This is a genomic window from Shimazuella kribbensis DSM 45090, assembly GCF_000428065.1.
GTDB classification, from domain to species: domain Bacteria; phylum Bacillota; class Bacilli; order Thermoactinomycetales; family Thermoactinomycetaceae; genus Shimazuella; species Shimazuella kribbensis.
Genome location: NZ_ATZF01000004.1, coordinates 155,362 through 170,724, shown reverse-complemented (window position 1 = coordinate 170,724; position 15,363 = coordinate 155,362). Strand labels below are relative to the sequence as shown.

Here is a 15,363-nt window from a genome sequence, read left to right as displayed (position 1 = left end):
CTGCCTAAAAACCTGTTTTCTATTATAGCATCATTCTTTACGTTTCCTAGACTAATATTTTTCTAAATGATGATATATTCAAACTTGACAGCAAAAATCTCCAGTATTAAGAATACTTACTGGAGATTAATTATAACAGATCTTCACTGTTTCATGGTTGGCAAGAAACACCAGCTATACAAGTCGAGTAAGCTCTTGGGCCTCTTGAACAGATTGCAACCACTGATTAGTATGATCAATATATTGTTTTCGTCGGCTCAACTGAACTTGCACTTGCTCCCTTGCTGTTCCACCTTCACTCTTCCTTGCTTCTACTACCTGTTCTTCAGCGAGGAACATGTAAATATCTTCTTGTACAATAGGAGAAAATTGTTGGTACTCATCCAAGGTTAGCTGCAATAAATATTTTTGCTCTGAAATCGCATAGAGTACAGTCTTTCCTGTAATCTCATGTGCTTCACGAAATGGAATACCTTTCGACGCCAAATAATCTGCAAGATCCGTAGCATTGGAATAACTCTGTTGTATATTCTGTAGCATTTTTTCTTTTTTGACCACCATGGTGTCTATTACTGCGGACATCAAAATAAGACAATTTTCTGTCGTCTCGACTGCATCAAATAATGCTTCTTTGTCTTCTTGCATATCTTTGTTAAAGCTCAGTGGAAGAGCTTTAAGCATCGTCAAAAGCCCCATTAATCCCCCAAATACTCTCCCTGATTTACCTCTGACTAACTCAGGAATATCTGGATTTTTCTTTTGTGGCATCATACTGCTGCCAGTGCAATAGGCATCATCCAACTCGACATATTGAAACTCTTCGCTGGACCAGAGAATTAATTCTTCTGCCAAACGCGTCAGGTGCACCATAATCAAAGAACATGCAGACACCAACTCTACGATGTAGTCTCTATCACTTACAGCATCCATACTATTTTCATAGAGATTAGCAAAATGCAAACGATCTTTCACATAATGACGATCAATGGGAAACGTAGTTCCTGCAATCGCACCTGCACCGAGTGGGCACATATCGGTACGTTTGTAACTATCGATCAACCGTCCCATATCTCTTTCCAGCATCCCTGCATAAGCGAGTAAATGATGGGCAAATCTCACTGGTTGTGCACGTTGAAGATGGGTATATCCAGGCAGCAATGTATCGATATGATTGTCTGCTTGTTGCAAAAGAGCATTCGACAACATCACAAGTTGTCCCACAAGTTCTACTGTTTTTCTTCTCGCGAAGAGATGGACATCTAATGCACTTTGGTCATTTCTACTTCTCCCTGTGTGTAATTTTCCACCAACAGGTCCAATGAGATCAATCAACATCTTTTCGATATTCATATGAATATCTTCATGTTCTACAGAAAAAGCAAGTTCGCCTGTTTTTGCTCTTTCCAATAACGTTTTTAATCCTTCTTTAATCGTTTGTGTTTCTTTTACTGTTAATATTTCACTTGCGCCAAGCATCTCCACATGAACAATACTGCCAATGATATCTTCTATTACTAGTTTTTGATCAAAGGATATCGATGCTTGAAACTCAAGCGCTAGTTGATCCGTCGTTTTGGTAAAGCGACCTCCCCAAAGTTTCATCACCTTTCACCTCGTCTTCGTGTATAGTTGCATAAATATGCGTAGGTAATCCCCATAATTTGATAAATCCAATTGCTGCTTGATGGTCAAAGGTATCATCTGTGGAATAAGTCGCTAACTGCTCATTATACAAGGAGTGTTCGGACTCTCTACCTGTCACAACAGCAGTACCTTTGAACAATTTCACCCGTACGTTACCAGATACAAACTTTTGTGTTTCATCAACAAAGGCATCCAAAGCTAGTTTGAGTGGTGAGAACCAAAGGCCATCATATGCAAGCTCCGCCCATTTTTGTTCGATCGAAGGTTTAAAACGAGCGACATCACGGGTTAAAGTAAGGTACTCCAGCTCTCGATGTGCAGTAATCAACGTAATTGCTGCTGGGCATTCATACACTTCACGTGATTTGATCCCGACTAAACGATTTTCAACATGGTCAATTCTCCCCACACCATGAACACCTGCAATTTGATTCAAAGTAGTGATCAATTGATGCAAAGGAAGTTCTACTCCATCCAATGCAGTAGGAATTCCTTTTTCAAACGAAATCGTTACTTCTGTTGCTTCGTTTGGTGTTTGCTCGATGGATTTGGTCAGTTCATAAGCGCCTTCTGGTGGAGCTGTCCAAGGATTTTCCAGTACTCCACACTCACAGCTACGGCCCCACAGGTTTTGGTCTACACTATAAGGATTATCGAGATCAATTGGAATTGGAATATTATGCTCTTGTGCATATTTGATCTCTTCATCGCGAGACATCGCCCATTCTCTAACTGGCGCAACTACTTTCAGTTTTGGATTGAGTGCTTGCACAGATAGATCAAAGCGTACTTGGTCATTCCCTTTTCCTGTACAGCCGTGTGCAACCGCGACCGCACCTTCTTGTTCTGCTACTTGCACCAAAATTTGTGAAATCAATGGGCGGGACAATGCTGATACCAAAGGATACTTTCCTTCATACATCGCATTTGCCTTTAATGCAGAAGCAAGGAAATGTTTGGCATAATGTTCTTTTGCATCGACGACAATCGACTTAACTGCACCAACTCGTAAAGCTTTTTCTTTGACAAAATCTAAATCTTTGCCTTCTCCCACATCCAATGCCACTGCAATCACATCATATCCATAGTTCTCTGTTAACCAACGAATGGCTACAGAAGTATCTAAACCGCCAGAATAGGCGAGTACAATTTTTTCTTTACTCATTTTATCCGCTCCCTCAATTAATAAAAATTCATCTCAATGAGTTATTATACATGATAACGTAAAAAAATAGGGTAGAAAAGTTATTTTTTTTGTAAGTTATTCTTCATAATAGTTAGATGAATCATTTTAAACGACGCGGTGGATAGCGATTCTCTTGAATGAAATCAAAGAGAATTACTATCCACCACTATGACTGGGTCACTCCGGAGAAGTGCGGTCTGCTACTCGTTGGTCGCGTTTCGCTCCGCCGGGGTCGCGTTTCGCGTCGGCATGTCGGTCGTGTCACGCTCCGCCGGGGCGGCGCTTCGCGTCGGCACGTTGGTCGTGTCACGCTCCGCCGGGGTCGCGCTTCGCGTCGGCATGTCGGTTACGTTCCGCTCCGCCGGGGTCGCGCTTCGCGTCGGCGCGTTTCGCTCCGTCGAGGAGACCTTCGACTGCGTCGGGTTCGGCGTGGTCGTCGGCGAATAGCTATTGAAGAGGGCCATGACGGACATGCCGAACAGAATGATGGCCAGAATGATGGCCAGAAAGACCTTGGCGAACGTCTTAAGCACCTGATTTCTCCCAGTCACATACATCTCCTGGATGGAGATTCTTATATCTATCGTAAGGCAAAATAATCAAAAGGTAAATACTTATCCAAAAAATGACGCGGCGGTAGCCGCTCTCCCTGACAGAAGTCGGAAAGAGTAGCTACCGCCGTTGGTTCAGTCGTTGGCGCAGTTACCTACGTTCGCATCGTTACGACCATTGACGATCCTGTCATAGTGGCCGAATTTTATTTTTTGTAAGTTATTTTTTCAAAATAGTTAGACAAATCATGTTGAAGCACACGGTGGGTAGCGATTCTCTCGACCGAGATCGATAAGAACTACTACCCACCACTATGACTGGTTACTTCTTCGAAGAACCCTTCGCCTTGTCAGGCGTCGACGTCCAGCTTACTTGAAGTCCTTCGGGTTCGGCTTCTGGCTGTCACGCTTGTGGTAGAAACAGAAGACGAGCTGATCCTTGCTTCCCTTAACATACGCCAGAAACTCCATGCCGTTGTTGCCCGTGCACTGGTACTTCTCGTTCAGGAGCAGGTCCAGGTCGAGCACTGCCTTCTGCTTGGACTTCCTGGAGGGCTTGTAGCACTCCTGGTACTCGCGGCCCTTGTCCTTCCAGGTGGCGGCAAACTCGTTCTTCGTGCACTTGACAGTCGCCGCCTTGTTCTCCCAGGCAGCGATCACTCCCTGCTGATCCTCCGCAGGCAGAACCGGACCAACGTAGGAAGGCATCGAGCAGCCCGAGGTGAAGAGAGCGACAGCGAGCGCGATCGAGCCGAGGCCGAGAGACTTCTTGGAAATCATGGGTATACTCCCAGTCAACTACATCTCCCTTATGGAGATTCTTATTTCTATCGTAAGTCAAAGTGATCAAAAGGTAAATACTTACCCAAAAAATGACGCGGCGGTAGCTGCTCTCTCTGACAGAAGCGGGAGAGAGCGACTACCGCTGTTGGTTCAGTCGTTGGCGCAGTTACCTACGTTCGCATCGTTACGACCATCGTTGTCTTTCAGATCGTGGTCATCGTGAGGAAGACCGTGACTGTTGGACTTCGACGGACTCGGCTGGACGGATGTCTTTGGAGCATTCGCCATCACCATGGTAGAAAATTTATTTTTTGTTATATTATTATTCTAAATAATTAGATAAATCATTTTAAAGCACGCGGTGGGTAGCGGTTCTCTCGACCGAGATCAAGAGAATCACTACTCACCACTATGGCTGGTTACTGCTTCGGGTTCAGTGTGTCCATGAGCTTGAACTTCTTCGGGTCCGGCTTCTGGCTGTCGTGCTTGTAGTGGAAGCAGAAGACGAGGTCGTCGCGACCCACGACGTACGCCAGGAACTCCTGATTGGAGTGGTTGCATGTGTACGTGAAAATCAGGTCCAGATCGTACACCGGGTCCACCTTGGACGTCCGGAACGGCGTATGGCAAATCTGATCCTTGTCCTTGTAGACAGCGAACCCGTTCTTCATGCAATTGACGGTCGCCGTGCTGTTCTCCCAAGCTGCGATCACCGCCTGTTCCTTCTCCTTCTTTATCTTGTCCGAGGGAGGAACCACACTATAGGTGTCGTAGGTGGTCACCGAACAGCCCGTGGTGGCGAGAACGACAGCGAACACGACCGAGCCGAGTGTCGCGAGGGATTTATTGGAACTCATGGATTTCTCCCAGTCACATACATCTCCCGGATGGAGATTCTTATATCTATCGCAAGGCAAAATGGGCAAAAGGTAAATACGGGGCTTGGGACGAGGCTTCTCCGGAACGACTTCGAAGGCAACAGAAGAGAACCTGTTACCTGTATACACCTTCGAGCAATTCTTCTTGTCTCCGACTATGGCGCTGCACGAGACAGCAACAAGGAGAAATCCGAGGGCATAGAGCGGGATCACCCTACGCCCACGGTTTCCCTCGCTCTTGTAGCCCTTGTGCTGTGCCCTTTCATTGACAACTAAACTGACTTCATTATAATTTTTTCATTTATCCAACAAGCGTAATAGCGAAATACATAACGAAACGGGCAGCCTTCTCTTTGATAGAGATTACTACCCGCCTATTATTATACTTATAAATGATCTACACTATGGACTTATGTCCTTACTTGTTGTGACTCTGTAGAAATCAGAATTATATTTACTTAGCTAACAGAGATCTAGGAGATGTGTCCAACAGCGAAAGCCAGAAAATTACACTTGATGGTACTTTTATTTGTCCTTTCATCAACACAATCTGGAATCAATTTTATTTTTCTTCTTAATGAAGGCTTTTTTATTTTGAATTTAAGAGAAATTGTTCCCTAATTTTACAGAGGAAAATCATTTAAAAATCTCTTTAGGTTTATTTTATAGCACTCTACTTCTACCAGTAATTCACGACAGAAAAATGCTTATTTCCAAACAAAATGACGCGACGGTAGCCGCTCTCCCTGACAGAAGTCGGAGAGAGTGCTACCGCCGTTTGGGTCAGTTGTTCTCGTCGTTCTCGTTGTTCACGTCGTTCCCGCAGCTGTCCGTGGGCGCGGGGGTGGGGTTCCCGGCGACGTAGCCGTCATCGTCGCCCCCGATCTCGACGTCGATGTCACCCTTCTTGTAGGTGCCGTTCTTCCCCTTGTCCTTGGTGACGCCGCCGGAGCTGCTGGAGCCGCCGGTGTTGGGCTTGGTGAGGCTGCCGGAACCGCCGGAGCTGCTCGAACCGCCGGAGTTGCTCGAACCGCCGGAGCTGCTCGAACCGCCGGAGCTGCTCGAACCGCCGGAGCTGCTCGAACCGCCGGAGCTGCTCGAACCACCGGAGCTGCCACGACCGCCGGAGCCGCCGGAGACCTTGCCCACGTAGCCGACGTTCTCCATCTCGATCGTCTGCTCCCCGCCCATCGACTCGGTCGACTGGGTCGTCTGGGTCGCGCAGGGGTCGGGGTTGTTGTCGCTGGCACTGGTGCAACCGATGGCACCAGCGCTGAGCACGACGACAGCAGCGGTCGAAGCGAGAACCTTCTTCATGTCCATGAGATGTGTCCTTCCTGACACTGACACGTAACTGATCCGTACTGTAACTATATAATCTTTTTATATTCAAAACAAGTATAATCTTTCAAAAGTAACATCAAAGTACGACGAGGCGGGCAGCCCTCCCTTTGACTTTTGTCATAGAGATTGCTACCCACCTTTTTTCTCTAACTCTATTTCCACTTCCTCCGCTTCCAGCGATCCTCCAGCGGATGGGGATCGTGGTGGTGTTGCTTGTGTTCTTGTTTGACGTGCCCGATGAGCTGATGTGCCGTGGTCTTCCACGTATCCACACCTACCTGTTGCAGGCTGAGTACACACGCTACCAAGAGAGAAAGCAGAACATCGAGGAATATTTCGTGCCACCGTGCAGTCATTTCTTATTCTTTCTATGCGACGGCATCTGTCTCTTCTTCATCTTACTTTTCATTCGAAAGTCGTATAAGGGTCTATGTATTTTCTTATCCTATTGTTAAATAGATATTCATGGATTCTTAATAGAGAGCGCTTACTATAAATTTTTTGTATAGTTGTGTTCCACCTCTATTCCGTCTAAAATGGATGGTATGTTTTATTTAGGGGGGTTGCTTCACGTGATCCGCATACTTGCCTATCACAAATCCGGGGAAATCATAGAAGATTTGACTCTTGGAGATATCAAACAAAGAAGAGCTGAATTAGCTTGGTATTGGATTGATTTTAATGAACCGACATTAAAAGAAGCGAATGAATTATGCAGTCTTGGTTTTCATGATCTAGCCATACAAGATTGTCTTCATTTGCAGCAACGCACCAAATTGGACGACTATGATGATTATCATTTTTTTGTCGTGAATGCGATTGATAACAAAAGCTTAAAACCTAAAGAAATAGATATTTTCCAGCATCATCACTACGTAGTGACATTTCACTACAAACCACAGCCTGAAATCGATGCGGTATGGGAGAGAATGAAAACAAATCCTGATGCACAAGCACTTGGAAGTAGATTTATATGTTATAAAATAATGGATAAAATAACGGATTCCTTTTTTCCCATCGCGGAACAGTTAGAAGATCGATTAACGGTGCTCGGAATGCGTCCCGAAGTAACTGGCCGAATGCAAGAACAGATGAATGAATTATTTCATATTCGCCGTAGTTTGCTACAGCTGCGTCATGTTATCCATCCCTTGCGTGATCTTGTTTTTCGAATTACCCAATCCGGACACCTGTCTGGTAGTGAGGAAGAACGCCGCTATTATATGGATGTTTATGACTATCTCATCAAACTGGGCGCGATGATTGATTCAAGTCGAGAAATGGCATCCGATATTCGAGATAATCATATTTCCCTAAATTCCAATCGAATGAACAGGATCATGATGACAATGACTTTGTTCACAACCATTTTTATGCCATTGACCTTTATCGCGGGACTTTATGGAATGAATTTTGAGTATATGCCGGAAATACATTGGCGATACAGTTACTATGCCGTCCTTGGTATCATGCTGATCATTTCTATCATCATGCTCTTTTGGTTTAAACGAAAAGGATGGTTTTACAAAGAATGAAAAAAATAATATATGGAATCGTCCTAGCTGGAATGTTATCAAGTTGCTCCATGCTAGCAAATTCCAAACCAACACCAACAGAGACACAAACACCTACCAAACAAGTAACCAGTTCACCAACAACAGAAATCCCAACCGAAACAGAAGTACTAAAACTGTATCAAAAAAGTAAACCAAAAGAGTGGGGAGAAAACATCACAGGAGTAGTAAAAACACTCCCAACAAAGGACAAAGTGATCGCTCTTACCTTTGACGCTTGTGGTGGAAACCATGGGAGTGGAGTGGATAATGATATTATCCGTTATTTAATGGAGGAAAAAATCCCAGCTACCCTATTTATCAACGCTAGATGGATTGATGCAAATCCAAAAATATTTGCGGAACTTGCAAAAAACCCTCTCTTTGAGATTGAAAACCATGGTACAGAGCATCGACCACTATCTGTTACTGGTCGTAGTATATATGGAATTAACGGAACAAAAGATATCACCAACGTCTATCATGAAGTAAATGAAAATGCTCAAAAAATAAAAAAGCTAACAGGCAAATCTCCTGCATTTTTCCGCTCTGGAACCGCTTATTATGATGATGTAGCGGTCAAAATTGCCAGTGATCTAGGAGAAATCCCAGTAAACTTTGACATTATCGGCGATGCTGGGGCTACTTATCATGCCGGGCAGGTAGACTATGCCATGCAACAAGCCAAACCTGGCTCCATTGTTATCCTACATATGAATCAACCAAATGGAGACACAGCGGAGGGAATAAAACGATCTATTCCAAAACTGCTTAAAAAAGGATATCGATTTGTAAAATTACAAGACTACCTGTCATCAAAATAAAAAGCGCCTTCACTAGGAAGGCGCTTTTTTACATTACGTTACAGACAACGGCAGAAAATAAGATAAATCTACTGTTATTCCTTTATCCACACGCCCCATAATAGCGGATGGCTTACCACCTAATACAAAGGAACCAAATAATAACTTTCCTGTATAAGATCCATTTGACGTATCCACCGTTATGGTAGGAAGGTCTACTCTTTGTTGATAAACCATTGGTTGATTCCAATAGTGTTTTTCTTGATCTGCTTTCTCCAGTTCTCCATTTGCATCAAATAAAGAAACAGCACCGCCTTCTCTTCCGAAGAATGGTTTTTTGACATAGGCATGTATTCCATGAAACTCATTTTCCAAATAAGTCGGAAGACAATAAGTAGCGATAATTTCTCTTTCTTCTGGAGAGAAAAAAATATTTGATTCATATAAATTCCATATGAGTGCTTGTAGTGCTTTTGTTTGTGCGATAAATGCAGATGGTGGGTTTATGAGCGTGAGTTTTTTTCTTTTAACCAATTCTAATAGCTTTGGACCTATAGGAAACCCTTTTGTTGTACGATCTTTGGCCATTATTTCCAACGCATGCAGTCGATAAAGAACATCAATCGGTTGAAATTCTCCATTGGGTAATCTTGCAGTTAATTGCTGTCTTTTCGGATCATAAGCAAGTTGATTAATAGGAGAATAGATAGCGGATAAACCCGATTGTTCCAATAAAAACTTTGATGTTCCTTTATCTTCATCATCATCAGAATCACAGCAAAAAACGATATGTTTGGTTTCATAACCCTTTTCTTGGTAATACGAGATAAGACCTGTAAACGCTTGCTTAATATCCATTTTGGTACTAGCATTGATATCTTCTACTTGATAGTATTCACAAACTTTGCCGTTGGCATAAAATGCTTCGACTATATTGGTAGGCGTATCACTGTTAAATTCCAACATCTTTAACCCTTTTGGTGTATAAGCGAAATCAAATCTACCAATAGTTGTTACCGCTTTATAATCTGTTGATAGGGAGATCGCTTGCCACGTCTCTTTTGGATAACCTAGTTCTTTCCATAACTCTTCTGATCCTAGCCGCACTACTTCTGCGACCCTATAAAATATGCCTGATAATAATTTGGTAGCAAGCGAAATCTCTTGTTGTAACTCCCTATTAACAGATGCATAAGATGCTAACGCATACTCTTGACCATTCCAAATATCCCATGAAAATACATCTCTTATCGGTTCATATATATTTTCCCGATGTTTGTGATAATCACCCACCACTACTGGATGAGCTGTAGCTATCATAAACGATATATGCCTCCCGTTTACCATCGATCACAACATAGGAATTTGGGTTAATTGGATCAGAAGTATCGTCACAGTATAGGTCATTATTATTGTCATAGCAAAGAGTATAATCATCCAGATCATACTCATCTAAATCTCCACACCCTGCCAACAATAGCATGCTTGATGCGAAAAGCGTAACTACATACTTACTTTTTTTCATCCGTTTCCTCCCATTGTATGAGTTATGTCTTGTTTCTTTTGCTTACGTATACCTCCAGCAAGCAGTACTAACACTATTAATACTATATTTCCTGCGTAATGAATCCAAGGAAAATCTTTTATAAATTGATGAATGATTGGCTCTTCCGCAATCATTCCACCTGCTGTCCATGCTAAAACCGCAGATCCTATATATAAAATAATTGGGTATTTATCTACTAATTTTATAAATAATGTACTTCCCCAGATAACAATTGGGATACTGATGATAAGCCCTATTACAACCAGTAGAATGCTGCCATGTGCAGCTCCACCAACGGCCAAAACATTATCCAAACTCATGATTGTATCTGCTATGATGATCGTACGAAGCGCCGACCAAAAACTGCTACCTGCTTTCACATCGTCGTGATTATCGTTATCCGCAAGTAGATTATAGGAAATCCAGAGTAGGATAAGACCTCCTACCAAAAGCAAACCTGGTATTTTTAAGAGCCAAACGATCGTCACTGTTGCAATGATTCGAAGTGATATCGCACCAACTGTCCCCCATAAAATTGCCTTTTTTCTTTGTTCTATCGGCAGCTTGCGAGAAGCTAAACCGATAACGATAGCATTATCACCTGCTAAAACAAGATCAATCGCGATAATGGTAGCGAGTTGTGTTAAAAATGTAAGCGTGAATATTTCTTCCATTTTTCCCCTTCCTTTCCTAAGCATAATAAAAACCCTTACTTGCTAGCATTAAATAAAGCTAGAAGTAAAGGTCTCGCAAACAACATAAATGTTGCCAACAAAGCCGGAGATTTCTCTCGTAATGACGACTTTATTGTACAGCTACTCCCCTTTATCCCATAAAGGTGATATTATTTTCATCCTCATCATACTTGACAAGACCAAATCCGTCAAGTTGGTTCAAAATTTTAAAATTATATTGTATTTTTATTTTTTACTATTAATTTTCAATATATCCATAATTTCTACATATTTATGCTCTTGAGCCAACTGCAATGCGGTCTTTCCTGCTTTATTTTTTTTATCCAATACTGCTTTATTGGTTGCAAGAATCGCAGCAACACTTGATTTCTTTTGACTCGTCACAGCTCTCATCAAAGCAGTGTCTCCATAATCATCGACTGCATTTACATCTGCTCCACTGGCGATCAATAGTTGTACAGTAGAAAGATTTACTCGGTCTATAGCTATATGTAGCACTGGCTCTTTATACTTATCTTTGGCGTTAGGGTTCGCACCACTTTTGATGAGTTCTTTGACTTGTGTATAGTATTGTGATTCTATTGCCTCTATTAACAAAGGCTCATTATCCCTTTCCACCATATTTGGATTCAATCCATTGTCCAACATAGATTGAAATTGGTCTGGATTATCCAAATGCTCATAAGCAGCACTTTCTTTTTTATTATTTTTGATATCTAATTTTAACCCCTTAGCAACTAAATATTTAATGGTTTCATTTGCATTTGCTCTAATATCTTGAAATATCACATTTTCACCAGCAAAGTTAGTTGCATTTATGTCTGCTCCGGCTTTAACCAACAGATCTAATATTTCTACATTTCCCGTTTTTGCAGCATGCCAAAGTGCGGTCTCTCCGTTTTTGTCTATCTGGCTTACATTTGCCCCTAGATCTATCAAACAATCTACCATTGAAATATCTTCTCGTTCGATCGCTTTTTGTAGTAATGACATTCCGTCTTTATCTAGCGTATTTACATTCACTCGGTACTTGGCCAATAACCTCAGCCCATCCATGTCCCCAGACTCTACAGCATAAGTAATAGCAGTATTTTGATATTCATCACTCGTATTGGGACTCACACCTTTCTTCAGCAATAAATCCAATCGCTGATAATCGTGATCGTGTAAAGCATCCTGAAACGCTTGGATATCTTCTTTACTTACATTTTTGTTCCAATCATTTATTCCATCTTGGTCGTCTCCTCCTACATCATTCATCCAAATATAAACAATTGCAAATGCCAAGAGGAGTATGACAAAAATAACACTTCCGATTTTCCAACCCTTCATCCTATGACCTCACTTTCTTATCGTTATTTCCTGCCTCTATTATCACTTTTAATATGAATAAAAAAAACCACCATTTGCAGGTGGTTTAAAACATCCTCTTGGAACGTCGATTTGGAAAACGAGGTGCGGAATTATCCTCTGTACTGTTAGATGTAGTGGCATCTTTACGTAAAGAGGGATAAGCTGTTTTGTTTGTAGCTGAACGACGAACAGAAGAACGAGAAGTTGTTGTAGCATTTGTTGTATTGTTGTTGGAGCTCATAGGAGTTCTTCGTGCAAAAGAAGGACGTTTATTTGTAAGTGTGCTCTCGTCTGTTGTAAGTGCAGTAGTTCGCGATTGTAAAATATTCGATTTGAATTGCTGTCTGTTGAACTGACGATCCGATGCAAAGGAATCTTGAACGGCAGGAAGATTTAAATTTTCTTCTTCTGGTATCAGATCCTCGAAATCATCCTCTTCTTCTTGTTCTTTTTGTACATATTCTTGCTTTTCTAACTCCAATACATCTTCACGAGGTTGACGACGAGGCAAATGTTGGGATGCTTGCTTCCTCTGTTGACGAGCTAAAGTAGAACGTCTCACTTTTTCAACAGAAATACGGGTCGTATTGTCCAATTCTCCATCTGGAAAATACGTACCTAATTCGTCTACTTCTTTACTACGTTTACTACTTATTAGGGCTGATAATACAATAATAGCAACAACCACAAGTGCTACACCAATCCAAAAAATTGGACTCGTTACTAAACTCATCATGTTGTATCCTCCATTCCCTGGGAAATATTACTCTCCCTGAAAAGTTGGTTTCCTCTTCTCCAGAAAGGCGTCCATTCCTTCCAACCGATCCGCTGTTTGAAAGGTGAGCCCAAAGTAAGAGGCTTCTAGTTGTAATCCTTTTTCCAAAGGCATCTCTAAACCATTATGAATGGATCTTTTCATGTATTGTAGGGCAATTGGTGCCAGTTTTGCTAACTTTTTTGCAAGTCCTTTTGCTTCTGGTAATAATTGTTCGAGCGGGAATATTTTTTGTACAAGTCCGAGTCGATAAGCTTCTTTACTATCAAACCATTCACCGGAAAAAATATAGTACTTTGCATTTTTTTCTCCGATAGCACGCGCTAGCCTCTGGGTACCTCCATAACCGGGAATAGTGCCTAAATTGACTTCTGGTTGTCCAAATTTGGCACCTTCAGCAGCATAGATGATATCACCAGCAAGTACTAGTTCACACCCTCCACCTAAAGCGAAACCATTGACTGCCATAATAACAGGGATCGGCATATTCTCCACCATATCAAATACTTGTTGCCCAAGTAAAGCCTGTTTTTCTGCTTCTGGTCCATTTTTAATCTTTCTTAACTCTGTAATATCAGCTCCAGCAGCGAATGCTTTTTCTCCACTTCCTGTAAAAATAAGCACTTTTATTTCTTTTTGAGTAGTGACATATTGCAAAGCATTCATCAATTCTTGTAACATTTGCTGATTTAAAGCATTTAACACTTTTGGACGTGACAATGTAAGTATCCCTATTGAATCCTCGACTTCAAGGGTAATACAATTCCAATTTGTCATTTGCTTCGCTGCTACTAAAAACATAGAAAAACATCCCTATGCTAGAGTTTTCCTGCTTCTACGTGTCCTGTCTCGCCACAAAACTTGCTACTACAGTTTGCTGTAACACTCCACAGGCGTAAATTCCCGTGTAGCCCACGGTACAGATAGATCCTCTCGTTAAGGGAGAAGAACATATTCGCTTGCTTGCATCAAATTGACTGCTGCATTGTGATCGCGATCGATATTTCGTCCACAGTGTTCGCACGAAAACACTCGTTCCGAGAGGGACAATTTCACTTTTTTTATGCCACAATGCGAACACAATTTACTAGAATGATAGAACAGTGCCACTTCTCTTAGTTCGATTCCCATTTTGCGACATGCATTTCCCAACTTTTGTTTGAAATCATAAAATCCCTGATCGGAAATCGATTTCGCTAGGTGCCGATTTTTCTTCATTCCTTGGACATTTAGTTTCTCGATAGTGATGAATGTGGGCTTGGTTTTCGCGATCACACTCACCACCCATGCACGATAGGCATCTCTCATGCGAGCAAGTCGTTGATAAATCTTTTGGATTCGGAGGATGTTTTTTACTATGTTACTTCCGTTTTTGGTAGCAGGTTTTTCACCTCGCTTGTTTTGGAATTCGTACTGACGAGATAATGCTCGTTGTACTCGTTTCAAACGTTTCTCTGTACGTTTGATGATGGAAGTCTTATTGATATTCTGAAATACTTGCCCCTGACTGGTGATTACAAAATCTTTGATTCCCAGATCGATTCCTATTCCATCTGAAACCCGTTTTGCTTTCTCATTTTTCCGTTTCTTCTCGTAAATGGAGGAAAATAGAACCGAAACATAGAAACGATTGGCTTTCTGTTCGATGGTACAACTAGAAGCAGATCCATGGATGGGAAGGTATCCTTTTTCTTTCAACCGAACCCAACCCAAAGTGGGAAGTTTGATACGATGACGTTCTATTTCCAGATCTCTTGGATTATTTTTCGGAAAATACAGCTTCACGGTTTGAGCCTGTTTCTTTTTGAACCGTGGTTTTCCTGCTTTTTTCTGGAAGTAACGTTGAAAGGCTGTTTCTGCATTCACTAAGCTTTTCTTCCTCGCTTTGCTTCCACATTCTTTGATCCAAGGATAAACGAGAGACAGCTCGTGGTTCACTTGTTTATCAAACTGATTCGCCGAAAGGATTTGTTGTTTTTGTTGGAGAAAATCCAGATTCTGTCCGACATATTGGTTGTACAGAAAACGACAAACTCCAATGGAGGATACGATTTTCTTGATTTGCTCGGGATTCGGATGTATTTCGGTTTTGTATGCGATCTTCATCGACTCATCCTTTCTCTCGAACATATATTCTGGATATATATGTTCGAGAGAGTCCGCTAATATCCTTCTTCCTTCGGATAAAAAAGATCAAAAAAGACATTTATCTACTTGTTTCTACTTTTGTCTATGTTTTTGGAAACAGGCTA

Annotated in this window: 16 protein-coding genes; 2 read left to right on the top strand and 14 right to left on the bottom strand. The window is 41.8% G+C overall.

Annotated elements, in window-relative coordinates; translation table 11 throughout:
- Positions 1-174 precede the first annotated feature (174 nt).
- From argH to A3GQ_RS28215, 7 genes are all read right to left on the bottom strand, one after another.
- Complete coding sequence (gene argH, locus A3GQ_RS0108325) at positions 175-1,605, bottom strand: argininosuccinate lyase (RefSeq protein ID WP_028776662.1); 1,431 nt, start codon at positions 1,603-1,605, stop codon at positions 175-177.
- A complete protein-coding gene (locus A3GQ_RS0108320) occupies positions 1,550-2,809 on the bottom strand; it encodes an argininosuccinate synthase (RefSeq protein ID WP_028776661.1) in 1,260 nt (419 codons plus the stop codon). The genes argH and A3GQ_RS0108320 overlap by 56 nt, the downstream gene beginning before the upstream one ends.
- 221 nt (positions 2,810-3,030) lie before the next feature.
- On the bottom strand, positions 3,031-3,363 hold the full coding sequence (locus tag A3GQ_RS0108315) for a hypothetical protein (RefSeq protein WP_156877615.1): 333 nt from the start codon (positions 3,361-3,363) through the stop codon (positions 3,031-3,033).
- A 387-nt stretch (positions 3,364-3,750) separates the two neighbouring features.
- Positions 3,751-4,161 carry a hypothetical protein gene (locus A3GQ_RS0108310; RefSeq protein WP_028776659.1) on the bottom strand — a complete coding sequence of 137 codons (411 nt, stop codon included), beginning with the start codon at positions 4,159-4,161 and terminating at the stop codon, positions 3,751-3,753.
- Between the two features lie 422 nt (positions 4,162-4,583).
- A complete protein-coding gene (locus A3GQ_RS26825) occupies positions 4,584-5,021 on the bottom strand; it encodes a hypothetical protein (protein WP_156877614.1) in 438 nt (145 codons plus the stop codon).
- 804 nt (positions 5,022-5,825) lie between these two features.
- The gene (locus A3GQ_RS26820) at positions 5,826-6,365 is read right to left on the bottom strand and encodes a hypothetical protein (protein ID WP_156877613.1); all 540 of its coding nucleotides are present in this window, start codon (positions 6,363-6,365) and stop codon (positions 5,826-5,828) included.
- A 150-nt stretch (positions 6,366-6,515) separates the two neighbouring features.
- On the bottom strand, positions 6,516-6,650 hold the full coding sequence (locus A3GQ_RS28215) for a hypothetical protein (RefSeq protein ID WP_281170818.1): 135 nt from the start codon (positions 6,648-6,650) through the stop codon (positions 6,516-6,518).
- A gap of 308 nt (positions 6,651-6,958) precedes the next feature.
- Between A3GQ_RS28215 and corA the strand changes: the two genes are divergently transcribed.
- Positions 6,959-7,921, top strand: coding sequence for a magnesium/cobalt transporter CorA (gene corA / locus A3GQ_RS0108290; protein ID WP_028776657.1), 963 nt, complete (start codon positions 6,959-6,961; stop codon positions 7,919-7,921).
- Positions 7,918-8,763, top strand: coding sequence for a polysaccharide deacetylase family protein (locus A3GQ_RS23810; RefSeq protein ID WP_037464334.1), 846 nt, complete (start codon positions 7,918-7,920; stop codon positions 8,761-8,763). Before corA ends, A3GQ_RS23810 begins: the two co-directional genes overlap by 4 nt.
- Before the next feature lie 33 nt (positions 8,764-8,796).
- Here the strand turns inward: A3GQ_RS23810 and A3GQ_RS0108280 are convergent, their stop codons facing one another.
- The 7 genes from A3GQ_RS0108280 to A3GQ_RS0108250 form a co-directional block, all read right to left on the bottom strand.
- Positions 8,797-10,062 carry a glutathionylspermidine synthase family protein gene (locus A3GQ_RS0108280; RefSeq protein ID WP_051271412.1) on the bottom strand — a complete coding sequence of 422 codons (1,266 nt, stop codon included), beginning with the start codon at positions 10,060-10,062 and terminating at the stop codon, positions 8,797-8,799.
- A complete protein-coding gene (locus tag A3GQ_RS23805; protein WP_037464331.1) occupies positions 10,028-10,267 on the bottom strand; it encodes a hypothetical protein in 240 nt (79 codons plus the stop codon). The genes A3GQ_RS0108280 and A3GQ_RS23805 overlap by 35 nt, the downstream gene beginning before the upstream one ends.
- Positions 10,264-10,962, bottom strand: a complete 699-nt coding sequence (locus tag A3GQ_RS0108270) for a TerC family protein (protein ID WP_028776655.1) — start codon at positions 10,960-10,962, stop codon at positions 10,264-10,266. The genes A3GQ_RS23805 and A3GQ_RS0108270 overlap by 4 nt, the downstream gene beginning before the upstream one ends.
- Positions 10,963-11,208: 246 nt before the next feature.
- Positions 11,209-12,315, bottom strand: coding sequence for an ankyrin repeat domain-containing protein (locus A3GQ_RS0108265; RefSeq protein ID WP_028776654.1), 1,107 nt, complete (start codon positions 12,313-12,315; stop codon positions 11,209-11,211).
- A gap of 85 nt (positions 12,316-12,400) precedes the next feature.
- On the bottom strand, positions 12,401-13,072 hold the full coding sequence (locus tag A3GQ_RS0108260; RefSeq protein ID WP_028776653.1) for a hypothetical protein: 672 nt from the start codon (positions 13,070-13,072) through the stop codon (positions 12,401-12,403).
- 27 nt (positions 13,073-13,099) lie between these two features.
- The gene (locus A3GQ_RS0108255) at positions 13,100-13,912 is read right to left on the bottom strand and encodes an enoyl-CoA hydratase/isomerase family protein (RefSeq protein WP_245596754.1); all 813 of its coding nucleotides are present in this window, start codon (positions 13,910-13,912) and stop codon (positions 13,100-13,102) included.
- A 135-nt stretch (positions 13,913-14,047) separates the two neighbouring features.
- Positions 14,048-15,217 (bottom strand): RNA-guided endonuclease InsQ/TnpB family protein, encoded by a 1,170-nt coding sequence (locus A3GQ_RS0108250; protein ID WP_028776651.1) that lies wholly within the window; start codon positions 15,215-15,217, stop codon positions 14,048-14,050.
- Positions 15,218-15,363 lie beyond the last annotated feature (146 nt).